Source organism: Goekera deserti (genome assembly GCF_010685995.1).
GTDB lineage: Bacteria > Actinomycetota > Actinomycetes > Mycobacteriales > Geodermatophilaceae > Goekera > Goekera deserti.
The window spans coordinates 1-21562 of the sequence record NZ_JAAGWK010000009.1 but is presented as its reverse complement, the minus strand read 5'-3'; the positions used below and the strand labels follow the sequence as shown (position 1 = coordinate 21562).

The window sequence follows — 21562 nt, the reverse complement described above, 5'->3', positions numbered from 1 at the left end:
CAGGCTGCGGTCGTGCCCACGAGTCCACGCCCGAGCGCCCCCACCGCCGCCCGCCGCCCGCGCGGCCGGCCGATGAGCGAGGAGGCGGGCGAGACCATCCACCGGGCCACCCTGCAGCTGCTCGCCGAGCGCGGGATCGACGGCTTCACGATGCGCGACGTCGTCGAGCGGGCCGGGGTGGGCGTGGCCACCATCTACCGGCGCTGGCCGTCCAAGGGCGACCTGGTCGCCGGCACCGTGACCCGGCTGATGGCCGAGGCCGCGCCCCAGCCGGTCGCCGGCTCGCCCACCGAGACGATCCGGCTGGTCACGCGGAGCCTGGTGGACCTGCTGACCACCACCCCGGTCGGCGCGGCGCTGCCCAGCATCATCGTCGAGGCCGACCGGAACCCCGCCGTCGGCGCGATCGTGCACGGCTGGTTCGCCCGCCGCCGGCACCTGCTCAAGCAGGCGCTGCAGGAGGGGGTGGAGAGCGGGGAGTTCCGGGCCGACATGGACCTCGACGTCGCCTTCGACATCCTGGCCGGACCGCCGTACTACCGGCGCTACATCGCCCGGGAGGTGCTCAGCGCGGAGTACGCCCACCGGCACGCCGAGGAGTTCATCCGCTCGGCCCTCGCCCGCTCGGCCACGGCACCCCCGGACCGGGGGTGACACCGGGTGCCGGCCGGCGGTGGGGTGCCCGACCGGGCACCTACGATCACCCGGTGACCCGGGAACCGATGATCGCGCCCAGCCTGCTGTCGGCGGACTTCGCCCGGCTCGCCGACGAGACCGCCCGCATCGCCGACGCCGACTGGCTGCACGTGGACGTCATGGACGCCCACTTCGTGCCGAACCTGACCCTCGGCCGGCCGGTGGTGGAGGCGATCGCCCGGGTGAGCCCGGTGCCGCTGGACTGCCACCTCATGATCGAGGACCCCGAGCGCTGGGCGCCCGGGTACGCCGAGCTGGGCGCGCGCAACGTCACCGTGCACGCCGAGGCCTGCACCGACCCCCCCGCGGTGGCCCGCGACATCCGGGCCGCGGGTGCCCTCGCCGGCCTGGCGCTGAAGCCGGGCACCCCGCTGGAGGCGTACCTCGACGTCCTGCCCGACTTCGACACGCTGCTGGTGATGACCGTGGAGCCGGGTTTCGGCGGTCAGGCGTTCATGGCCAAGGTGCTGCCCAAGGTGCGCGAGGCGCGGCGGCTGGTCGACAGCGGCCACCTCGCGCTCTTCCTCGAGGTCGACGGCGGCATCAACGCCGACACCATCGAGCAGGCCGCGGACGCCGGCGCCGACGTGTTCGTCGCGGGCTCGGCCGTGTACGGCGCCGCGGACCCGGCCGCGGCGATCGCGGCGCTGCGCGCCCGGGCCCGCACGGCCACCGGCCGCCGGCCGGCATGACCGACGGCGGCGCCGCCGGCCCCGTGCGACCCGTCGCCGCCGACCCCGGCCCGGTGGTGTCCGCGGCCGAGCGGGCCGCCATGGCCCGGGCGCGGCTGATGGGGGAGCAGGTGCTGGGCAGCACCAGCCCCAACCCGGCGGTCGGCGCGGTCGTGCTGGACGCCGGCGGCCGGGTCGTGGGCGAGGCCGGCACCGCCCCGCCCGGCGGCCCGCACGCCGAGGTGCGCGCCCTGGCCCAGGCCGGCGAGCGGGCCCGGGGCGGGACCGCGGTGGTCACCCTGGAGCCCTGCGCGCACACCGGGCGCACCGGCCCGTGCGCCGACGCGCTGCTGGCCGCCGGCGTCGCCCGGGTGGTGGTCGCCGTCCCCGAGCCCACGGCGCTGGCCGTCGGGGGAGCGGAGCGGCTGCGCGCCGCCGGGGTCGACGTGGTGCTCGGCGTGGAGCAGCAGGAGGCCGAGCACGGGGCGCTGGCCGGCTGGCTGACCGGAGTCCGCGAGCACCGCCCGTTCGTGCTGTGGAAGGTCGCCGCCACCCTGGACGGCCGGGTGGCCGCGGCCGACGGCACCAGCCGCTGGGTCACCGGCCCGGTCGCCCGCGCCGAGGTGCACCGGCTGCGGGCCGGCTGCGACGCCGTCCTGGTCGGCTCGGGCACCGCGCTGACCGACGACCCGCAGCTGACCGTCCGGGACACCGACGGAGTCCCGGCCGCGCGCCAGCCGCTGCGGGTGGTGCTGGACCGCCGCGGCCGGCTGCCGGCCACCGCCCGGGTGCTGGACGGCACCGCCCCCACCCACGTCAGCCGGGCGGCCGACCCGGCGGAGCTGCTCGCCGAGCTGTTCGCCCTCGACGTCCGCCGGGTGATGCTGGAGGGCGGGCCGACCCTGGCCGCGGCGTTCCTGCGGGCCCGGCTCGTCGACGAGGCTGAGCTGCACCTCGCCCCCCAGCTGCTGGGCGCCGGCCTCCCCCTGGTGGGTGAGCTGGGAATCAGCACGATGTCCGGCGCGCTGCAGTGGCAGGTGGTCGCCGTCGACCGGCTCGGACCGGACACCCGGTTCCGGCTGCGGCCCGGCAGGCACACTGATGGGCCCCGCGACCCCCAGGAAGGGGACTGACGTGTTCACCGGCATCGTCGAAGAGGTCGGCACCCTCGAACTGCGCGAGGACCTCGGCGCCACCGAGGCCGACCGCGCCGCCCGGCTGCGCATCCGCGCCCGCCAGACCCTGGAGGGCGTGTCGCTCGGCGACTCGATCTCGGTCAACGGCGTCTGTCTGACCGTCACCGCCGTCGAGCCCGACGGCGGCCCCGGGGGCGTGTGGAGCACCGACGTCATGGGCGAGACGCTGCGCCGCAGCAGCCTGGGCGCGCTCTCCGACGGCGACCCGGTCAACCTGGAGCGCGCGGTCACCGTGCAGACCCGGCTCGGCGGGCACCTGGTGCAGGGCCACGTCGACGGCGTCGGCACCGTGCTCGCCCGGACCCCCGGCGAGCACTGGGAGGTCGTGAGGGTCTCGTTGCCGCCGCAGCTCTCCCGCTACCTGGTGGAGAAGGGCTCGATCACCGTCGACGGCGTCTCCCTCACGGTGAGCGCGCTCACCCCCGCCACCGACCCGGAGCCCTGGTTCGAGGTCAGCCTCATCCCCACCACGCTGCGCGAGACCACGCTGGGCACCCGTGTTCCGGGTGACCCCGTGAACCTGGAGGTGGACGTCATCGCCAAGTACGTCGAGCGTCTGATCGGAGCACGCGCATGACCGAGTCCCTGCCCGCTGTCGCGGACGGGTCGCTGCCGCGCACCCGGCTGGACAGCATCGAGAGCGCCATCGCCGCGGTCAAGGCCGGGCGCCCGGTCGTCGTGGTAGACGACGAGGACCGCGAGAACGAGGGCGACCTGATCTTCGCCGCCGAGCTGGCCACCCCCGAGCTGGTGGCGTTCATGGTCCGGTACTCCTCGGGCTACATCTGCGTCGCGGTGTCCGACGAGGACGCCGACCGGCTGGACCTGCCCCCCATGCTGCGGGTCAACCAGGACCGGCACGGCACCGCCTACACCGTCACCGTGGACGCCCGCGAGGGCATCAGCACCGGCATCTCCGCCGTCGACCGGGCGCACACCATCCAGCTGCTCGCCTCCGAGCAGACCGACCGCACCGACCTGTCCCGGCCCGGGCACGTCGTCCCGCTGCGGGCCCGCGACGGCGGGGTGCTGCGCCGGCCCGGGCACACCGAGGCCGCCGTCGACCTGGCCGTGCTGGCCGGGCTGCGGCCGGCCGGCGCGCTGTGCGAGATCGTCAGCGAGCAGGACCCCACCGGCATGGCCCGGCTGCCCGAGCTGCGCGACTTCGCCGACGCCCACGACCTGGTGCTGGTGTCCATCGCCGACCTCATCGCCTACCGCAAGCGCTTCGACAAGCTGGTCGAGCGCGTGGCGGTGGCCAAGGTGCCGCTGGCCGCCGGGGTGTTCCAGGCCGTCGGCTACGCCAGCTCCTACGACGACCGCGAGCACGTCGCCTTCGTCTTCGGTGACGTCGACGGCCCCGGCCGCGACGGCGCCGGCCCCGGTGAGGACGTGCTGGTGCGCGTGCACTCCGAGTGCCTCACCGGCGACGTGTTCGGTTCGCTGCGCTGCGACTGCGGCCCGCAGCTGGACGCCGCGCTCACAGCCGTCGCCGAGGAGGGCCGCGGGGTGGTGCTCTACATCCGCGGCCACGAGGGACGCGGCATCGGCCTGCTGCACAAGCTGCAGGCCTACCAGCTGCAGGATGACGGCGCGGACACCGTCGACGCCAACCTCGACCTCGGCCTGCCCGCCGACGCCCGCGACTACGGCACCGGCGCGCAGATCCTGGTCGACCTCGGCGTCAAGACGATGCGGCTGCTGACCAACAACCCGGCCAAGCGCGCGGGCCTGGAGGGGTACGGCCTCAAGATCACCGGACGTGTCGCGCTCCCCAGTCACGTGACGGCTGAGAACATCGGGTACATGCGGACCAAGAGAGACCGGATGGGTCACCTGCTGGACATCATCGAGCCGGAGACCGAGGGCGACGTCGCCCCCTCCGCCGCCGGGTTCACCCGCGTGACGGAGCAGCGCTCGTGAGCGAGCTCGCGAGCTCACGCGGAGACACAGCGGCACCGCGAATGCGGACGACGAGCGCCAGCGAGGAGGACAAGTGAGCGGCGAGGGCGCACCCCAGCTGTCCGTCGTCGACGCCGCGGGCACGAGCCTGGCCGTGGTGGCCACCTCCTGGCACCCGGCGCTGACCGACGCCCTGCTCGCCCGGTCGCTGGCCTGCGCCGAGGCGTGCGGCGTCGTCGAGCCGACCGTGGTGCGGGCCAGCGGGGCCCTGGAGCTGCCGGTGCTGGTGCAGGCCCTCGCCGAGGGCCACGACGCCGTCGTCGCGCTGGGCGTGGTCATCCGCGGCGGCACTCCGCACTTCGACTACGTGTGCGACTCGGTCACCGCCGGGCTCACCCGGGTCGCGCTGGACGCCGCCACCCCGGTGGGCAACGGCGTGCTGACCTGCGACACCGAGGGCCAGGCCCGGGCCCGCGCCGGGCTGCCGCAGTCCACCGAGGACAAGGGCTGGGACGCCACCATCGCCGCGCTGTCCACGGCCATCACGCTGCGCGAGATCCGCTCCCCGCGCCGCACCACCGGCTTCACCGCCACGCCCGCGAGCACCCCGGACAGCCCGGCGTGAAGACGTTCGACGGGCTCTTCGCCGAGCTCAGCGCCAAGGTGGCCGCCGGTGACCCGTCGTCGGGGACGGTCACCGCGGTCACCGACGGCGTGCACGCGGCGGGCAAGAAGGTGGTCGAGGAGGCCGCCGAGTCCTGGATGGCTGCCGAGCACGAGGGCGCCGACCGGACGGCGGAGGAGATCAGCCAGCTGCTGTACCGGGTGCAGGTGCTCATGCTGGCGCGGGGCCTGTCCCTCGAGGACGTCTACGCTCACCTCTGAAGAAGGACCCTCCTGCCCCCCACCACGCGCTCCGCACGCGGCGGGACCCTGCAGGAGGGCCGAACCCGTGAGCCGAGGAGTTCCACAGTGTTGCGCGTCGCCGTGCCGAACAAGGGCGTCCTGAGCGAGCCGGCCGCGGAGATGCTGTCCGAGAGCGGGTACCGGCAGCGGCGCAGCACCAAGGACCTCGCGGTCTACGACCCGGAGAACGACACCGAGTTCTTCTACCTGCGCCCGCGGGACATCGCCGTCTACGTCGCCGCCGGCACGCTGGACGTCGGCATCACCGGCCGCGACATGCTGCTGGAGACCTCGCCCGCGCACGGTGAGGGCCCGCTGGCCACCGAGGTCATGCCGCTGGGCTTCGGCCGCTCCTCGTTCCGCTTCGCCAGCCCCGAGGACAGCGGCATCGAGAGCGTCGACCAGCTGGCCGGCAAGCGGATCGCCACCGCCTACCCGGTCGTGCTGGAACGCTTCCTCGCCGACTCCGGCATCAAGGCCGACGTGGTCAAGCTCGACGGCGCGGTGGAGACCGCCTGCCGGCTGGGCGTCGCCGACGCGGTCTGCGACGTCGTGGAGACCGGGACGACCCTGCGCCAGGCCGGGCTGCACGTGATCGGCGCGCCCGTGCTGTCCAGCGAGGCCATCCTGGTCCGCCGGGCCGGCGCCGAGGAGGTCCCGGCCGTGGCCCAGCTGCGCCGCCGGCTGCGCGGCGTGCTGGTCGCCCGGCAGTACGTGCTGCTGGACTACGACTGCCCCAACGACCTGCTGCCCCGGGCCACCGCGCTCACCCCCGGCCTGGAGGGCCCCACGGTGAGCCCGCTGCAGACCCCGGGCTGGTCGGCGGTGCGGGCGATGGTGCTGCAGCACGACACCAACCGGCTGATGGACGAGCTCTGGGAGCTCGGGGCCCGCGCCATCCTGGTCACCGGCATCCACGCCTGCCGCATCTGAGCGCCGCACCGCACACGACGACGGCCGCGCCCCCTGCCGGGGGCGCGGCCGTCGTCGTACCGGGCCGGGTCAGTCGACCAGCGCCTCCGGGGTGGCCGGGCGCAGGACCAGCACGGCCGCGGCCAGGGCCAGGGAGATCACGGCCATGACGACCAGCGCCCCGGACAGCCCACCGAGCAGCCCGGAGACGGCCAGGATGAAGACCGGGCAGAGGAACTGCCCGATGAACAGTGAGCCGGTCCAGAAGCCGGTGCCCCGGCCGCGCTGCTCGTAGGGCAGCGAGGAGACCGCCCAGGTGAGCAGGGTGGGCAGCAGCAGGCCGGTGCCGGCCGAGGCGATGACCCCACCGAGCGCGACGACGGCGATGCTGCCGCCCACGCCCATGACGGCGATGCCGACGCCGGCCGTGCCCAGGGCGGCGGGCAGCAGGACGGCCGGTCCACGGGCGGCGACCCGGGCGAACGTCGCCGCACCGACCGCGGTGGCGATCGCTGCCGCGGCGCTGATCGCACCGATCACACCGGTCGAGGTGACACCGACGTCCTCCAGCTTGAAGGACAGCTCCACGATCGGGGTGAAGAACACCGCGCCGCCGACGAAGCTGACCGCCAGCGGGGCCGCGAGGCGGCGCAGGTCGACCGGCACCAGGGGGCCGGCCGGGCGGGGCGCGGGCTGCCAGAGCAGCAGCGGCACCAGGACGGCGGCCACGATGCCCACGGCGTACAGCACGAACGGGGCGCGCCAGCTGCTCTCGCCCAGCGCACCGCCCAGGCCGATGAAGAAGATGGCCGAGACGCCGGTGATCACCGTCTGCAGGCCCAGGTACCGGTTGCGCCGCGTGCCGCTCCAGTAGTCGGCGATCAGCGTCGTCACGCAGGTCATGATCACGGCCTCGGCGATGCCGACCAGCGCCCGGCTGGCGACGATCGCCTCCAGCGAGCCGAGGTACAGCGGCGCCGTGCCGAACACGGAGTAGGCGACCAGCGCGCCGGTCAGCAGCCGCACCCGGCCGAACTTGTCCACGAACCGGCCGGCGACCGGGGCGATGAGGCCGATCATCAGCGCCGGGACGGTGAGCGACACCGGCACCAGGAGTTCCACGTCCGGGTTGCCGGCGAAGGCGTCGGTGATGGCCGGCTGCACCGGGGCGATGAGGACCGCGCCGAGCACCGACAGGCAGCTCAGGGCGAGCAGCAGCACGACCTGGGCGCGGCCCGGGGTGCGCTCGGTCGGCGCGGACGCGGGCGTGGGACTCGGTGTCGCCGTCCCGCTGGCGGTCAGCTCGGACAAGGGGCCTCCTCGGGGAACCCGCCACTGTGCGGGCCGCTGGACGTCCGCCGGACGTGACGGACGTCGCTGAGTGTCCGATGCCACAGTCACCCTGACCAATAGACGTTGCCGGGGTGGTCATCACTGCGGTGGATGTGCATGCTGGCCGGATGCGGCCCGCCCACCTGCGGACGGACGCCGGGCCCGCCGGGCCGCCCGGGAGAGGAGGTCAGCTGCTGGGTTGCGCGGGGAGCGTCGCCAGCCGCGCCGCCTGCACCACCAGCTCTCGGAAGAACAGGTGCTCCGGGTCGCGGTCGTACACCGGCAGCCACCACAGCGCCTCCACCAGCGGGCCGACGTCGAACGGGCAGGGCAGCGCCCGCACCCCCGCGCTGAGCGGCAGCACCTGCACCAGCCGCTGCTGCATGAGGGCGATCCGCCCGGTGCCGGCCACCAGCGCCGGGACGGTCAGGAAGCTCTCGGTGATCACCTGCACGCGGGGCTCGATGCCCATGTGCCGCAGCTGCCGCGCGGCCGGGGTCGCCGACGTCGGACCCTGGTAGCTGGCCACCCAGGGCATGGTGGTGAGGGCCTCGAGGGTCAGCTCCTCGCCGACGTCGGTGTTGTCGGCCGACACCACGCAGACCCACTCGTCGCGGTAGAGGTCCACGTGCGGCAGGTCGGTGACGAAACCGTGCGGCATCACCATGCCGTCGGTGGCCAGCAGCGTCTGGGCGGCACGGTCGACCATCTCCGGGGTGTTCGCACCGAAGCGCAGCCGCGCCATCGGGGCGGCCTCGGCCAGCAGGCCGGCCAGGGTGTCGCCGAGGACCCGGACGGCGTAGTCGCTGATCACCAGGCTGAACTCGCGGGTGGAGTCGGCCGGGACGAAGTCCGGCTGGGCGGTGAACACCCGCTCCACCCCGCGCAGGGCCAGCGTCACCTGCGGCTTGAGCTGCACCGCGAGCGGGGTCAGCTGGTAGTCGTTGCCCGAGCGGGCCAGCAGGTCGTCGCCGAAGTGCCGGCGCAGCCGGGCCAGCGACGCCGACAGTGCGGGCTGGCTCAGGCCCAGTTGGTGTGCCGCCCGGGTGACCCCGCGCTGCTGCAGCAGCGCGTCCAGGGAGACCAGCAGGTTGAGGTCCAGGTTGGACAGCTTCACGACGACCGAGCGTATCGGTGGCGATGATCGACGTCATCAGCGATCGGGCCTTCCCTGATGGCCGCGCCCGGACGAACGTGGTTCCCGTCACTCTGATGGAAGGACCGCCGTGCTCCCCGGAACCACCTCCTTCGTGCTCGCCCGACTCGCCGCGGACGGCCGTGCGCGCACCGCGCTGGTCGCCGGGGAGCTCGTCCTCGAGCTCGACGACGTCGCCCAGACCCTCGGCGTCCCCGCCCCGGTCACCGTGCAGCAGCTGCTGGCCGAGTGGGACCGCGTGCTGCCGTTGCTCGCCGGGCTCGCCCCGCAGGCCGCCGCGCCGCTGTCCGGCTACACCGTGCTCGCGCCGGTCGAGCCGCGCCAGGTGTTCCAGTCCGGTGCGAACTACCGCACCCACGTGATCGACCTGGCGATGGCGCACGTCGAGATCGCCGAGGGCCGCACGGTGGAGGAGGTGCGCGCCCAGACCGCCGCGGAGATGGACGAGCGGGCCGCCACCGGTGACCCCTACGTGTTCCTCGGCCTGCCGAGCGCCGTCGGTGGCCCCTTCGACGACGTCGTCCTGCCGTCGTGGTCGCAGAAGCACGACTGGGAGCTGGAGCTGGCCGCCGTCATCGGTGCCCCCGCCTTCCGGGTCGGCCGCGAGCAGGCCCTGTCGCACGTGGCCGGCTACACGATCGTCAACGACCTGAGCTCGCGCGACCGCATCTTCCGGCGGGACATGAAGGAGATCGGCACCGACTGGTTCCGCGGCAAGAACGCCCCCGGCTTCCTGCCCACCGGGCCCTGGCTGGTCCCGGCCTCGTTCGTCGGTGACCCGCAGGACCTGCGGATCACCCTGACGCACAACGGCGTGGTCCAGCAGGACGAGTCGACCAAGGACATGCTCTTCGACGTCGCGGCGCTGGTGTCGGCCGTCTCGCAGACCACCACCCTGCTGCCCGGGGACCTGGTCCTGACCGGCAGCCCGGCGGGCAACGGTGCGCCCCGGGGCATCTTCCTGCGCGACGGCGACGTGCTCGAGGGCTCGATCACCGGTCTCGGCACCCAGCGCCAGACGTACCGCGCCGAGCAGTCGTGAGCCCGGCCGCTCCGCCCTCGCCGTCCGCGCCCGGTGCCGGAGGCGCCGCGCTCGACCCGAACCCCACCTCGTAGGAGCCCGTCATGACCGCTGTGAACTCCGTGCTCGTCGTCGGCGGCGGTGCCGCCGGCGCCGCCACCGCCATCCTGCTGGCCGAGGCCGGCGTCGCCGTCGACCTGGTCGAGGTGAAGCCGGACGTCGCCGGCATCGGCTCGGGCATCAGCCTGCAGGGCAACGCGCTGCGCGTGCTGCGCCAGCTCGGCGTCTGGGACCAGGTGCAGGCGTCCGGGTACCCCTTCGACTCCATCGCGCTGCGCGCGCCGGACCCGGCCGGGACGTTGATCGTGGAGATGCCCGATGCCCGCACCGGTGGTCCCGACCTGCCCGCCGGCATGGGCATGCCGCGCGCCGCGATGGCCCGGATCCTGCTCGACCGGGCGGTGGAGGTCGGCGTCAAGGTGCGCATGGGCACCACCTACACCGAGCTCACCCAGGACGCCGACGGCGTCGACGTCGCGTTCGCCGACGGCGGCACCGGCCGCTACGACCTGGTGGTCGGCGCGGACGGCATCCGCTCCTGGACCCGCCGGATGCTCGGCGTGGAGCTGGAGACCCGGTCCACCGGCATGGGCATCTGGCGGGTGTTCACCGGCCGCCCGGACAGCGTGTTCCGCACCGAGCTGGTCTACGGCGGCCCGGCCTACATCGCCGGCTACTGCCCCACCGGCGAGGACTCGCTGTACGCCTACCTCGTCGAGGACGCGCAGGACCGCAGCACGCTGACCCCCGAGCAGCAGCTGGAGACCATGCGCGGGCTGGCCGAGCACTACCACGGGCCGTGGGACGACATCCGCGCGCTCATGGACGACCCGTCCAAGGTCAACTACACCTGGTTCGAGAGCCACGTGCTGCAGGGCGACTGGCACCGCGGCCGGGTGGTGCTGATCGGCGACGCCGCGCACTGCTGCCCGCCCACCCTGGCCCAGGGTGCCGCGCAGGCACTGGAGGACGCGGCCGTGCTGGCCGAGCTGCTGCTCGCCGCCGACACCCTGGACGACGGGCTGTGGGCCGCGTTCACCGCCCGCCGGGCCGACCGGGCCACCGCCGTCGTGGAGGCCTCGGTGCAGCTGGGGCAGTGGCTGCTGGACCACGAGCGCGGCGACGTGCCGGGGCTCATGGGCCGCATCTCGGCCATGGTCAGCGTGCCGGCATGACCGTCGTGGACGTGCACGCGCACGCGATCATCGGTGACGTCGAGGCCGTCGTCGCCGGGCAGCCGGGGCTGGACGCGGCGAAGGCGCTGGACGCCCGGCGCAACGGTGGCGCGTCGCTGGCGGTGTCCGGCCGGATGGTCGGCGAGCGGATCCCGCTGCTGACCCAGGTGGACGCCCGGCTGGCCGCGATGGACGCCCAGGGCGTCGACGTCCAGGTCGTGTCGCCCTCGCCGTCGCACTACCACTACTGGGCCGAGCCGGACCTGGCCCGCGTGGTCTGCACCACGGCCAACCGCTCGATCGCCGCGCTGGTGGCCGAGGAGCCCGAGCGGTTCGTGGGTCTGGGCCTGGTGCCGCTGCAGCACCCCGACCTCTGTGTCGAGCTGCTGGAGGACGCCGTCCTGGGCTGCGGCCTGGCCGGGGTGGAGATCAGTTCGCACGCCCCGGGTGGCGGCGCCGCCGGTGACCGCACCGTGGAGCTGTCCGACGAGCGGCTGGAGCCGTTCTGGGCCCGGGCCGCGGAGCTCGGGGCCGTGGTGTTCCTGCACCCGTTCGGCTGCACGCTGGACGAGCGGCTGGACCGCTGGTACCTGTCCAACACCGTCGGCCAGCCGGTGGAGAACGCGGTCGCGCTGTCGCACCTGGTGTTCGCCGGCGTGCTGGACCGGCACCCGGGCCTGCGCCTGGTCGCCGCGCACGGCGGCGGCTACCTGCCCACCTTCCTCGGCCGCTCCGACCACGCCTGGACGGTGCGGCCGGAGGCCCGGGACTGCGCGGAGCTGCCCAGCTCCTACCTGCGCCGGCTGTGGTTCGACTCGCTGGTGCACACCCCCGAGGCGCTGCGCGCCCTGGTCGAGGCCGTCGGCGCCGACCGGGTGCTGCTCGGCTCGGACTTCCCGTTCGACATGGGCGTCCCCGACCCGGTGCAGCGGCTGCAGGCCGCCGGCCTGGGCGCCGACGCCGAGCACGCGATCTCCGGCGGCACCGCCGCCGAGCTGGGTCTCGTGCCCACCCACACCACGCCCGCCCCGACCCTGGAGGGAACCCCCCGATGACCCAGCGCCTGATCACCCACCTGCGGCACGTCGACCTCGCCGTGCCGGACTACGCCAAGCAGCTGGACTTCTACACCGGCACCTGGGGCCTCACCGCCGAGCACAGCGACACCGGCGTCTCGTTCCTGGCCGCCGAGGGCAGCCCGGAGCAGTACGTGGTGCGGTTGCGCGAGGCGACCGACAAGCGGATCGACCTGATCGCCTTCGGTGCCGCCACCGCCGCCGACGTCGACACCCTGGCCGGCCGGCTCGCCGCCGACGGCGTGCAGCTCGTCGGGGAGCCCGGCGACCTGCAGACCCCGGGCGGCGGCTACGGGTTCCGGTTCTTCGACAACGAGGGCCGCACCGTCGAGATCTCCTCCGACGTCGCCACCCGCACGCACCGCAAGATCGAGGTGGGCGAGTCGATCCCGGTGCGGCTGTCGCACGTCGTGGTCAACTCCGCCGACCCCGAGGGCACCCGGGCCTTCTACGAGAAGCACCTGGCGTTCGCGCTGTCCGACACGCTCATGCACCCGCGCATGGGCGAGATGATGTACTTCATGCGGGTCAACAGCTGGCACCACAGCATGGCCATCGCCCGCGGCCCGCACCCGTCCCTGCACCACGCCTCCTTCGAGCTGCGCGGCGTGGACGAGTACATGCGCGGGACGGGCCGGATGCTGCGCGCCGGGGTGGAGAAGATCTGGGGCCCGGGCCGGCACAAGGCCGGCAACAACACCTTCAGCTACTTCCTCGACCCGCACGGCAACACCATCGAGTACACGACCGAGCTCGACGTGCTCGACGAGGACACCTGGCACCCCGGCCTGCACGACTTCTCCGACCCCGAGGTCACCGACCAGTGGGGCACCGCGAACGCGATGGACGAGTTCGTGGCCCGGAAGTCGTTCAACGACGTGGACAAGGGGCTCTTCGTGGCCCCGCCGGTCTGACGGCCGCACCGGTCTGATCGGATCACCGCCATGCGATTCGCGACGTACCTGCACGACGGCACCACGACGGCGGGCGTGGTGAGCGAGGACGGCGTGCACGCGCTCACCACCACCGTCCTCGACCTGGTGCGGGCGGGGCTGCCCGCTGCGCTCGCGGCGGGGGAGGAGGCCCTGGAGGGGGCGGCTGTCGCCCTGGACGAGGTGCGGCTGCTGCCGCCGCTGCAGGCGCCGTCCGTGCGTGACTTCGTCGCCTTCGAGGAGCACGTCGAGGGCGTGCGCGCCGGGATGGGGGAGGCGGGGGCGATCGCGCCGGAGTGGTACGAGGCGCCCACGTTCTACTTCACCAACCCCTACGCCCTGATCGGCGCGCACGACGACGTCGCCGTGCCCCCGGGCTGCGAGCTGTTCGACTTCGAGTGCGAGGTCGCGGTGGTCATCGGCCGGGACGGCGCCTCGCTCAGCCCCGAGCAGGCCCGCGACCACGTCTTCGGCTACACGGTGCTCAACGACTGGTCCGCCCGCGACCTGCAGCGCCGGGAGATGAAGGTGGGTCTCGGGCCGGCCAAGGGCAAGGACTCGGCGTCCACCCTCGGGCCCTGGCTGGTCACCGCCGACGAGCTGGAGCCGTTCCGGGACGAGGACGGGTTCCTCGCCCTGGACATGCGGGTGTCGGTCAACGGCACCGAGATCGGCCAGGACCTGCTGTCCAACATGGGCTGGCCGTTCGAGCACCTGGTCAGCTACGCCTCCCGGGGCACCTGGGTGCGCGCCGGGGACGTGCTCGGCTCGGGCACCTGCGGCAACGGCGGCTGCCTGGCCGAGCTGTGGGGGCGCCGGGGTGCCGACGCCCCGCCGCCGCTGGCGGTGGGTGACGTGGTCGAGATGACCGTGGAGGGGATCGGCACGCTGCGCAACCGGGTCGTGGCCGGGCTGGACCTGCCGCCGGTGGCCCCGGCGCGCCCCCGCCCGCGCGCCCGCACCCGGGGCTGACCCGCGATCGGTCCCGGCCCCCGTGCGGGGGCCGGGACCGGTGGCTCTCAGCGGGCGCGGGCGCCGCGCTCGGAGAAGTCGATCGCGGTGGCCAGGCCGAGCGCCAGGGCCCGGCCGCTGGTCGACCCGGTGGCCAGCAGCGTGCGCAGGGCCGGTGCCAGCGCACCGTCACCGACCAGCGCGCGCACGACTGCGGCGAACTCGCCGCTGACCCGTCCGGCGGACGCGTGGCGGAGCAGCGAGCGGGACAGCTCGGTGGTGCGCCCGGTGGCCAGCGCGTGCACCCCGGCACCGAACCGCTCGGCGTCCGGGTGCCCGAGCAGCACCAGGCCGGCCACGATGCCGGCGAGCACGTCGTCCCCGGCCGGGGTGAGCCCGGGGCCCAGCCCGACCAGCCGGATCGCGGTGCGCAGGGCGGCGTCCAGGTCGGCCCGGCGGACGGCGCCGCGCAGCGCCGCCAGCGGGCCGCTGGGGCCGGCGGGCAGGCCGGCCAGGGCGAAGGAGCTGGGCATGACCGGGTCGCCGTACAGCGCCCCGCGCAGCTCCCGCACGCCCTCCGGCAGCAGGGCCGGGCGGGCGCTGGGCAGCCGGGGCCGCGGGTCCCACCACGCGGCGGCGCTGACCACCAGGTCGCCCACGACGATCCGGCCGGCACCGACCTGGGCGGGGGAGCCGCTGGGCACCGACACCAGGGCGCGGCCGTTGGACGGGCGGGAGAGCACGCAGGCCAGCGGCAGCCGGGCGGCGTCACTGGTGAGCACGCCGACGACGTCGGGGCCGCGGTCGGTGCGCACCTCGAGGTAGACCGCGGCGGGCACGGACAGCAGCACGCGCGCCGGGCGGACCGGGCCGCGCAGCAGGTCGGCGACCCCGGTGCTGGCGGCTGCCGGGACCGTCGCGCCGGCGCGGCTGCGGGCCGAGGTGGCGACGGTGGCGCGCGCCGAGTCGCGCGGCAGCGGGATCGTTGGTACACCTGCACGTGCCGCCCGTCCGCGGACGGCACCGGTCGCCGGGGCAGTGCGGTCGTCGATGGTGGGCATGCGGGCGCCTCCTGGGGTTCACGAGCCGCCGGGCTGGGGCTCCGAGGCCGCTGTCGGCCCACACCGGGTGGGCGGTGGGAGTGTTCCCACCGTGCGACGGCGACCGCCTACCATCCGGGCGTGCGATGAACGGGCCGACCCGAACCTAGGCGGCGCGTCGTGCTGCCGCGTATGGCGGAAGTGCACAATCATGGACGCCGTGGCCCGGGCATCTCTGACAGGATCAGGTATGTTCCGGTCGCCGAAGCTCGGCGTAGGGGGACAGTCGTGACTGAGCGTGTCGAACGAATGACAGTGGCAGCAGAGGGCGACCGGTTGGGTGCGTTCCGGACCGCCGGACCCAGGTCGCTGCCGGTGCTGTCCCAGCTGCCGCCGGCCGACCGGACGGCAGCCCAGACGAGCATGGGCCTGACCCTGACCGAGGTCATGCGCCTGGATGCGCTGGCCGGCAGCCACCTGGCCGCCGGTGACGACGGTGCCCTGCGCGTGGTGCGGTCGGTCGTGCTGGACGACCCGTCGGACCCGCTCGCCGGTGCGGGCCCGGACGTGCTGGTCGTGCTCGGTGCGCGGCTGCCCCCGGCCGACGCCGCCCAGTGCGCGGCGCTGGTCGAGCGGCTGGACCGCAGCGGCTCCGCGGCGCTGGCCTACCGGGAGAGCCCGACGACCTCCGTCGTGCCCCAGGCCCTGCTGGACGAGGCCGACCGCCGTGACTTCCCGGTGCTCGCACTGGCCCCCTCGGCCCGGCTCGACGAGGTGGTGGCCGGGGTGCTGGGCGGCATCGTCGCCAAGCAGACCCGGGCGCTGTCGCTGTCCTCCCGCATGCACGACGACTTCATGGACGTGGCCCTCACCGGCGGCGGGCTGGCCGAGGTCGTCGGCCGGGCGGCCAACTTCCTGGACGGCGCCGCCGTGCTCGGGCTGGGCCCGGACCGGGAGATCATGGCCAGCGCCGGCCCGGAGGCCGACGTCACCGAGATCCGCGACTGGCTGTGGCTGCTGGACGCCGCCGCGGACGACGCCTACGCCGACATGGGGCCCTCCCGCCGGCTGTCGGAGGTGCGCGCCGACCAGAGCGTGGTCACCCCGGCTGCGGTGCTCGCCCAGGCCGACCTGTCCCCGGCCGACGGCATCCTGCTGGTGCCCGGGCACCACGAGCTGCCCGGCGGGGTGGGGGAGTACGCCGTGGCGCCGGTGATGGCCGGTGACCAGCGGCACGGCTGGCTGGTCGCGGTGCACCGCACCGGGCCGATGCTGGTCGGCGCCGGCACCGTGCTGGAGCGCGCCGCCGTCATCGCCGCGCTCTCGGAGATCCGGCACCAGGCCGTGCACTCGGTCGAGTTGCGCTTCCAGGGCGACCTGGTCCGCCGGCTGGTCGGCGGCGCGGTCGGGCACACCGAGCGCACGCTGGCCTACACCCGCAGCTTCGGCTGGCGCCTGGACGGGCCGGTCGTCGTCCTGGTCACCGCCACCGAGACCGTGGTGGAGGCGAGCGCCGACCCGACCCGCGCGCTGGACGTGCTCGACCGGCTGGCCGACGGCTGGCGGTCGGCCGTCGAGAGCGAGGTCGCCGGCGCCGCGGTCGCGGGGCTCGCCACCGAGATCGTCACCGTGCTGCCGCTGGACGGCCGCACCGCCGACGAGGTCACCGCCCTGGTCACCGCGGTGAGCTCCCGGGTCAACGCCCGGCTGCGCCGGCTGGGCCGGGTGCTGGGCACCGGGATCGGCCGCACCGCCACCTCGCTGTCCGGGCTGGGCGACGCCCACCAGCAGGCGCAGCGTGCCCTGGTCGTCGGTCAGGAGATCTACGGCGGGCAGGCGGTCACGCACTTCGACCAGCTCGGGGTGTTCCGGCTGCTGTCGCTGATCCCGGACTCCAGCGAGCTGCGCTCCTACGTCGACGAGGTGCTGGGCCCGCTGGCCGACGCCAGCGACCCGGACTCGGCCGACCTGCGCGACACGCTGCGGGTCCTGCTGGAGACCAACCTCAACGTGGCCGAGTCGGCCCGCCGGCTGCACTTCCACTACAACACGATGCGCTACCGGATCGGCAAGCTCGAGCGGCTGCTCGGGCCGTTCACCTCCGACCCGACGCTGCGGCTGAACCTGCTGCTGGCACTGCACGCGGCCCGCATGCGCGGGCTGGACCAGCCGGTCCGCCCGCCGGCAGCGCTGGCCCCGCCGGTCACCGTGGACGACGGGCTGGACGCGCTGGTCTGAGCGGGCCCGGCCGGCCGGTGGCTCAGCCCTCGGCGAGCAGGTCGCCGAGGGCCCGGCGCAGCTGCTCCTCGGTGGTCGCCTGCGCGTAGACGGCGGCCACCCGGCCCTCGGCGTCGATCAGCACCGTCGACGGCGGCTTGCTGATCGGGAACGCGGCGAAGGCCACCGACACCTCGCCCCGCGGGTCGGCGACCGAGGGGAAGCCGATGTCCTGCTCGGCCACGAACGCCATCGCTGCCCGCTCCGGGTCCTGCACGTTGACGCCCAGCACGCTGACCCCGGTCGGGGCGAGGTCCTCGGCCACCCGGTCGATCGCCGGCATCTCGACCCGGCAGGGCGCGCACCAGCTGCCCCAGAAGGTGAGCACGGTGACCCGCCCGGACAGCGACGCCGGGTCCAGCTCGCCGCCGCCGAGCAGCTCGCCGGCCAGGTCGGGGGCGTCCAGTCGCTCGGCGGCCGGCACCAGCTCGCCCAGCGCCGTCGGCTCCGCCGCGGCATCACCGCAGCCGGTCAGGCACGCCAGCGCGGCGAGCGTGGCCAGCGCTCGGGTCGGGGGTGGGCGCACGAACGCAGCGTAGGGCCGCCGGGGTGGCCGGTGCGGGTCGCCGGTGTGGCCGATGCGGCGCCGGCGCGGGCGGGGTGGCCGGTGCGGTGCGGCCTCCGGGGTGGCTGGTGCGCCCCGGGCACCGCCAGGATGCAGGCATGCCCGCACACCGCCCGGTCACCGTCGTCACCGGCGGGAGCCGGGGGATCGGCGCCGCCACCGCCGTCCACCTGGCGCGTGCCGGCCACGACGTGGCGGTGGGCTACCGGACCGACCACGCCGCCGCGGACGGCGTCGTCGCACAGGTGGTCGCTGCCGGTGGTCGCGCGCTGGCCGTGCGGGCCGACGTCAGCGACCCCGACGACGTCGACGCGCTGTTCGCCGCCGCGACCGAGCTGGGCCCGGTGACCGGGCTGGTGGCCAACGCCGGGCTCACCGCGCACGTGGGCGACCTGGCCGACACCCCGGTCGACGTCGTCCGCAGGGTGCTGGACGTCGACCTGCTGGGGGTGGTGCTGTGCGCGCGGCGGGCGGCCCAGGTGATGAGCCGCAGCCGCGGCGGGCCGGGCGGGGCGATCGTCGCCGTCTCCTCCGGCGCCGCCACGCTCGGCGCACCGCACGAGTACGTGCACTACGCCGCGGCGAAGGCCGGTGTCGACGCCCTCGTCGTCGGCCTGGCGAAGGAGGCTGGCCGGCGACGGCGTCCGGGTGAACGCGGTCGCGCCGGGCCTGGTGCGCACCGGCATCCACGCCGCGGCGGGCGACCCCGACCGGCTGGACCGGGTGGCCGGCCGGGTGCCGATGGGTCGGCCGGGCGAGCCGGGCGAGATCGCCCCGGCCATCACCTGGCTGCTCGGCCCGGAGGCGTCCTACTGCACCGGCGCGGTCCTCCGTGTCGCCGGGGGGCTCTGAACCACCGGTCCGCCGCAGCCGGGCGGCCTCGTGATCCCGCCCGCCGCCAGTACCGACACGAACGCGCCGCCATCATGGCCATCGTGGCGCCGCCACAATGGCCATCATGGCGGGGGTGGGGCTGCTGGACGTCCCGGCCCGGGTGCTCACCGGGCTGCGCACCCGGGGGTCGGCGGGCCACGGGCGCACGGAGTGGTACGGCGTCCAGGACCTGCACGCGGTCGTCCGGGTCGACGCCACCTGGGAGGGCGAGCCGCTCGGCGCGGTGGCGCCGGTGCGGCCGCCGGTGACCTTCGGCTTCGGGTCCGTGCCGCCGGCGCCGGGGGTCGTGCGGGTCACCACCACGGTCCAGGTGCCCGCGGGCGGCTGAGCAGGTGCGGTCAGGCGGTGCGGCGGCGCAGCGCGCGGCGCTCGCGCTCGGACAGGCCGCCCCAGATGCCGAAGCGCTCGTCGTTGGCGATGGCGAACTCGAGGCACTCGGCGCGGACCTCGCAGCCGGTGCAGATCTTCTTGGCCTCGCGGGTCGAGCCGCCCTTCTCCGGGAAGAACGCCTCGGGGTCGGTCTCGGCGCACAGGGCCTTCTCGTGCCAGCTCGACGTCTCGGCGTCCAGCGCGCCGAACAGGTTCTCGGTCAGGCCGGCGTCGAAGGCCACGCTCGGGCCCTCACCCAGGCCCAGCACGTCGTACTGGGCGGTGTGGGCGGTGCGGTAGTCGCTCAACCACGTGACGTCGGCCATGTCGATTCGTCCCCCTGCGTCTCGGCTCGGCCCCGTCTACGAACGGTCGCCGGGCTGTCACGGTGTGTGACATCGAGGGAATTACACGCGTGTAGTCGACCTCCGGTCAACTGCCGGTCCGGGCACCGTCCGCCCCTCCTGTCCCACCCGTCCCAGGCGTGTGTCGCGTTCCGCGATCCGGCGGTGACACGCCGGTGCCGCGGTCATGTTGTGACGACGACGCGCCGGGGGGTTCGTTGACTTCGATCCGGCCGGTGTCCCGGTGCGACCCCACCCGCCACGCCCCGGGCACCGGCAGGATGACGGCGTGGACGTCCTCAGCAGCAGGCTGCTCCTGCGCCCCGTCGACCATGCCCGCAGCCGCGCCTTCTACGCGGACACGCTGGGCCTCGCCGTGAGCCGGGAGTTCGGCCCACCCGAGCACCCGGGGGTGGTGTTCTTCCTCGGCAACGGGCTGCTGGAGGTGTCCGGCCAGGCGGACGAGCCCCCGGTCGGGCTGTCGCTGTGGATCCAGGTCCGGGACGTCGCCGCGGAGCACGACCGGCTGCGGGCGGCCGGGGTGCCGATCACCCGCGGGCCGGTGCGGGAGCCGTGGGGGCTGGTGGAGATGTGGACCGCCGACCCGGACGGCGTCCCGATCGTGCTGGTGCAGGTGCCCGCCGACCACCCGCTGCGGCGCGACGTGCGCTGAGCCCGCCGGGCCCTGCCGACGGCCCGGCCGACCCGGGCCCGGCTCACTCCCCGGCGGGTCCACCCAGCAGCGCGCGGACGGCGTCGATCGTGTCGGCGTCGGCGGGGTCCTTGTCCGGGCGGTAGCGCAGCACCCGGGCGAAGCGCAGCGCCACCCCGCCCGGGTAGCGGGTGCTGCGCTGCGCCCCGTCCAGGGCGATCTCGACCACGACCTCGGGGCGCAGCAGCACACCCCAGCCAGGCTCCTCGCGGGCCAGCGCCGGGAAGGTGGCGGTCTGCCAGTCGAGCAGCTCGTCGGTCATGCCCTTGAAGGTCTTGCCCACCATGACCGGTGCGCCGCCGGCCGGGTCGCGGGCGCCGAGGTGGATGTTGGAGAGCTTCCCGGAGCGGCGGCCGTAGCCCCACTCCGCGCCGAGCACCACCAGGTCCAGGGTGTGCACCGGCTTGACCTTCTGCCACGCCTTCCCCCGCCGGCCGGCGGCGTACGGGGCGTCCAGGGCCTTGACCACCACGCCCTCGTGCCCGGCGGCCAGCGCACCGGCCAGCACCGCCGCGGCCGCCTCCGGGTCCGGGCGGCGGACGGCGGGCATCCGCAGCGGCGCCTGCTCCGCGCCGGCGAGCAGCCCGGCGAGGGCGTCCAGCCGCACCGCCAGGGGCTCGTCGAGGAGGTCGCGGCCGTCCAGGTGCAGCAGGTCGAAGAAGAACGGGCTGAGCAGCAGGGCCCGCGCCGCTGGGTCGGGGTCGGCGGGGAGCATGCTGCCGAAGCGGCTCATCGTGTCCTGGAAGGCCCGCGGGCGGCCGTCGTCGTCCAGGGCGAGGGTCTCGCCGTCCAGCACGGCGGTGCGGCAGGGCAGCGCGCGCACCCGGTCCACCAGCTCGGGGACGCCGTCGGTCACCTCGCGCAGGGTGCGGGTCCAGACGCGCACCACGTCGCCGTCGCGGTGGACCTGGATCCGGGCGCCGTCCAGCTTGGCCTCCACGGTCACGTCGGCGCCCAGGTCGGCCAGGGCGGCGTCCAGGGAGGAGCCGGGGCTGGCCAGCATCGGCCGCACCGGGCGCCCGACGGTGAGCCGCACGGCGTCCAGCGCGGCGGTGCCGCCGGTGAGCGCGGTGACGGCGGTGTCCGGGAGCCGGCCGGAGAGCATGAACGCCCGGCGCACCGCGGCGGCCGGCACGCCGGCGGCGGTGGCCACCGCGTCGAGCACGACCCCCTCCAGCGCGCCCTGCCGCAGCTCGCCGCCCAGCAGCGCCACCAGGAAGCGCCGCTCGTCGCCGGTCGCCGCGGCCAGCAGGGCGCCCAGCGTGGCCTCCCGGCGGGCGACCGAGCCCGGCCCGCTGGTGGTGGCGAGTGCATCGAGGGCCCGGTCGACGTCCACGACGGTGAGCGTCGGACCGGCTTCCGGCGTGCCGTCCCG

General features: G+C 75.2%; 23 protein-coding genes and 1 pseudogene. 18 read left to right on the top strand and 6 right to left on the bottom strand.

Going from position 1 to position 21562, the window contains the following annotated elements; translation table 11 throughout:
- Positions 1-12: 12 nt before the first annotated feature.
- The 8 genes from G1H19_RS04480 to hisG all read left to right on the top strand — a co-directional run bounded on the left by G1H19_RS04480 (position 13) and on the right by hisG (position 6304).
- The gene (locus G1H19_RS04480) at positions 13-654 is read left to right on the top strand and encodes a TetR/AcrR family transcriptional regulator (protein ID WP_152730597.1); all 642 of its coding nucleotides are present in this window, start codon (positions 13-15) and stop codon (positions 652-654) included.
- 53 nt (positions 655-707) lie between these two features.
- Complete coding sequence (gene rpe / locus G1H19_RS04475) at positions 708-1388, top strand: ribulose-phosphate 3-epimerase (RefSeq protein WP_235927964.1); 681 nt, start codon at positions 708-710, stop codon at positions 1386-1388.
- Positions 1385-2500, top strand: coding sequence for a bifunctional diaminohydroxyphosphoribosylaminopyrimidine deaminase/5-amino-6-(5-phosphoribosylamino)uracil reductase RibD (gene ribD, locus G1H19_RS04470; protein ID WP_152730596.1), 1116 nt, complete (start codon positions 1385-1387; stop codon positions 2498-2500). Before rpe ends, ribD begins: the two co-directional genes overlap by 4 nt.
- A 1-nt stretch (position 2501) precedes the next feature.
- Positions 2502-3140, top strand: coding sequence for a riboflavin synthase (locus G1H19_RS04465; RefSeq protein ID WP_174278080.1), 639 nt, complete (start codon positions 2502-2504; stop codon positions 3138-3140).
- The gene (locus G1H19_RS04460) at positions 3137-4486 is read left to right on the top strand and encodes a bifunctional 3,4-dihydroxy-2-butanone-4-phosphate synthase/GTP cyclohydrolase II (RefSeq protein ID WP_152730594.1); all 1350 of its coding nucleotides are present in this window, start codon (positions 3137-3139) and stop codon (positions 4484-4486) included. Before G1H19_RS04465 ends, G1H19_RS04460 begins: the two co-directional genes overlap by 4 nt.
- Positions 4487-4559: 73 nt before the next feature.
- A complete protein-coding gene (gene ribH, locus G1H19_RS04455; protein WP_162392493.1) occupies positions 4560-5090 on the top strand; it encodes a 6,7-dimethyl-8-ribityllumazine synthase in 531 nt (176 codons plus the stop codon).
- Positions 5087-5350 (top strand): phosphoribosyl-ATP diphosphatase, encoded by a 264-nt coding sequence (locus tag G1H19_RS04450; protein ID WP_162392492.1) that lies wholly within the window; start codon positions 5087-5089, stop codon positions 5348-5350. Before ribH ends, G1H19_RS04450 begins: the two co-directional genes overlap by 4 nt.
- Before the next feature lie 87 nt (positions 5351-5437).
- A complete protein-coding gene (hisG, locus tag G1H19_RS04445; RefSeq protein ID WP_162392491.1) occupies positions 5438-6304 on the top strand; it encodes an ATP phosphoribosyltransferase in 867 nt (288 codons plus the stop codon).
- A 69-nt stretch (positions 6305-6373) separates the two neighbouring features.
- Here the strand turns inward: hisG and G1H19_RS04440 are convergent, their stop codons facing one another.
- Together G1H19_RS04440 and G1H19_RS04435 are read right to left on the bottom strand one after the other, a co-directional pair.
- Positions 6374-7594, bottom strand: a complete 1221-nt coding sequence (locus tag G1H19_RS04440; RefSeq protein WP_202925818.1) for an MFS transporter — start codon at positions 7592-7594, stop codon at positions 6374-6376.
- Positions 7595-7802: 208 nt separating this feature from the next.
- The gene (locus tag G1H19_RS04435) at positions 7803-8732 is read right to left on the bottom strand and encodes a LysR family transcriptional regulator (protein ID WP_162392490.1); all 930 of its coding nucleotides are present in this window, start codon (positions 8730-8732) and stop codon (positions 7803-7805) included.
- Positions 8733-8841: 109 nt separating this feature from the next.
- On the opposite strand from G1H19_RS04435, the gene G1H19_RS04430 reads away from it, so the two are divergent.
- The 5 genes from G1H19_RS04430 to G1H19_RS04410 all read left to right on the top strand — a co-directional run bounded on the left by G1H19_RS04430 (position 8842) and on the right by G1H19_RS04410 (position 14007).
- Positions 8842-9813 carry a fumarylacetoacetate hydrolase family protein gene (locus tag G1H19_RS04430; RefSeq protein ID WP_162392489.1) on the top strand — a complete coding sequence of 324 codons (972 nt, stop codon included), beginning with the start codon at positions 8842-8844 and terminating at the stop codon, positions 9811-9813.
- Positions 9814-9896: 83 nt separating this feature from the next.
- Positions 9897-11027 carry an FAD-dependent monooxygenase gene (locus G1H19_RS04425; RefSeq protein WP_152730592.1) on the top strand — a complete coding sequence of 377 codons (1131 nt, stop codon included), beginning with the start codon at positions 9897-9899 and terminating at the stop codon, positions 11025-11027.
- Entirely contained in the window at positions 11024-12082 is a 1059-nt protein-coding gene (locus G1H19_RS04420; protein WP_152730591.1) for an amidohydrolase family protein, read from the top strand. Before G1H19_RS04425 ends, G1H19_RS04420 begins: the two co-directional genes overlap by 4 nt.
- The gene (locus G1H19_RS04415) at positions 12079-13017 is read left to right on the top strand and encodes a VOC family protein (protein WP_152730590.1); all 939 of its coding nucleotides are present in this window, start codon (positions 12079-12081) and stop codon (positions 13015-13017) included. Before G1H19_RS04420 ends, G1H19_RS04415 begins: the two co-directional genes overlap by 4 nt.
- 30 nt (positions 13018-13047) lie before the next feature.
- Positions 13048-14007: a fumarylacetoacetate hydrolase family protein gene (locus G1H19_RS04410; protein ID WP_152730589.1), complete on the top strand. Its 960-nt coding sequence runs from the start codon at positions 13048-13050 to the stop codon at positions 14005-14007.
- A gap of 47 nt (positions 14008-14054) precedes the next feature.
- On the opposite strand, the gene G1H19_RS04405 is transcribed toward G1H19_RS04410, so the two are convergent.
- Positions 14055-15047 (bottom strand): oxamate carbamoyltransferase subunit AllH family protein, encoded by a 993-nt coding sequence (locus G1H19_RS04405; RefSeq protein WP_152730588.1) that lies wholly within the window; start codon positions 15045-15047, stop codon positions 14055-14057.
- Between the two features lie 288 nt (positions 15048-15335).
- On the opposite strand from G1H19_RS04405, the gene G1H19_RS04400 reads away from it, so the two are divergent.
- On the top strand, positions 15336-17264 hold the full coding sequence (locus G1H19_RS04400) for a helix-turn-helix domain-containing protein (protein ID WP_152730587.1): 1929 nt from the start codon (positions 15336-15338) through the stop codon (positions 17262-17264).
- A 22-nt stretch (positions 17265-17286) separates the two neighbouring features.
- On the opposite strand, the gene G1H19_RS04395 is transcribed toward G1H19_RS04400, so the two are convergent.
- Positions 17287-17829 (bottom strand): TlpA family protein disulfide reductase, encoded by a 543-nt coding sequence (locus tag G1H19_RS04395; protein WP_162392488.1) that lies wholly within the window; start codon positions 17827-17829, stop codon positions 17287-17289.
- Positions 17830-17966: 137 nt separating this feature from the next.
- On the opposite strand from G1H19_RS04395, the pseudogene G1H19_RS22955 reads away from it, so the two are divergent.
- From G1H19_RS22955 to G1H19_RS04385, 3 genes and pseudogenes are all read left to right on the top strand, one after another.
- Positions 17967-18446, top strand: a pseudogene (locus tag G1H19_RS22955) (SDR family NAD(P)-dependent oxidoreductase); the annotation flags it as partial.
- Between the two features lie 13 nt (positions 18447-18459).
- The gene (locus tag G1H19_RS22950; RefSeq protein ID WP_328593534.1) at positions 18460-18720 is read left to right on the top strand and encodes an SDR family oxidoreductase; all 261 of its coding nucleotides are present in this window, start codon (positions 18460-18462) and stop codon (positions 18718-18720) included.
- A gap of 106 nt (positions 18721-18826) precedes the next feature.
- Positions 18827-19090: a hypothetical protein gene (locus tag G1H19_RS04385; RefSeq protein WP_235909915.1), complete on the top strand. Its 264-nt coding sequence runs from the start codon at positions 18827-18829 to the stop codon at positions 19088-19090.
- 10 nt (positions 19091-19100) lie between these two features.
- Here the strand turns inward: G1H19_RS04385 and G1H19_RS04380 are convergent, their stop codons facing one another.
- Positions 19101-19457 (bottom strand): WhiB family transcriptional regulator, encoded by a 357-nt coding sequence (locus tag G1H19_RS04380; protein WP_152730585.1) that lies wholly within the window; start codon positions 19455-19457, stop codon positions 19101-19103.
- A 307-nt stretch (positions 19458-19764) separates the two neighbouring features.
- On the opposite strand from G1H19_RS04380, the gene G1H19_RS04375 reads away from it, so the two are divergent.
- Positions 19765-20148, top strand: a complete 384-nt coding sequence (locus tag G1H19_RS04375; RefSeq protein WP_162392487.1) for a VOC family protein — start codon at positions 19765-19767, stop codon at positions 20146-20148.
- A gap of 43 nt (positions 20149-20191) precedes the next feature.
- Here G1H19_RS04375 and G1H19_RS04370 read toward each other — a convergent pair.
- Positions 20192-21562 (bottom strand): ATP-dependent DNA ligase (locus G1H19_RS04370; protein ID WP_163638788.1); only part of this gene is annotated, 1371 nt, incomplete at its 5' end.

Coding starts and splice junctions, on each gene's coding strand:
- G1H19_RS04385 (WP_235909915.1), top strand. CDS start 18,827: ATGGCGGGGGTGGGGCTGCTGGACGTCCCGGCCCGGGTGCTCACCGGG.
- G1H19_RS04415 (WP_152730590.1), top strand. CDS start 12,079: ATGACCCAGCGCCTGATCACCCACCTGCGGCACGTCGACCTCGCCGTG.
- G1H19_RS04380 (WP_152730585.1), bottom strand. CDS start 19,457: ATGGCCGACGTCACGTGGTTGAGCGACTACCGCACCGCCCACACCGCC.
- G1H19_RS04400 (WP_152730587.1), top strand. CDS start 15,336: ATGACAGTGGCAGCAGAGGGCGACCGGTTGGGTGCGTTCCGGACCGCC.
- G1H19_RS04405 (WP_152730588.1), bottom strand. CDS start 15,047: ATGCCCACCATCGACGACCGCACTGCCCCGGCGACCGGTGCCGTCCGC.
- ribD (WP_152730596.1), top strand. CDS start 1,385: ATGACCGACGGCGGCGCCGCCGGCCCCGTGCGACCCGTCGCCGCCGAC.
- G1H19_RS04425 (WP_152730592.1), top strand. CDS start 9,897: ATGACCGCTGTGAACTCCGTGCTCGTCGTCGGCGGCGGTGCCGCCGGC.
- G1H19_RS04420 (WP_152730591.1), top strand. CDS start 11,024: ATGACCGTCGTGGACGTGCACGCGCACGCGATCATCGGTGACGTCGAG.
- G1H19_RS04410 (WP_152730589.1), top strand. CDS start 13,048: ATGCGATTCGCGACGTACCTGCACGACGGCACCACGACGGCGGGCGTG.
- G1H19_RS04460 (WP_152730594.1), top strand. CDS start 3,137: ATGACCGAGTCCCTGCCCGCTGTCGCGGACGGGTCGCTGCCGCGCACC.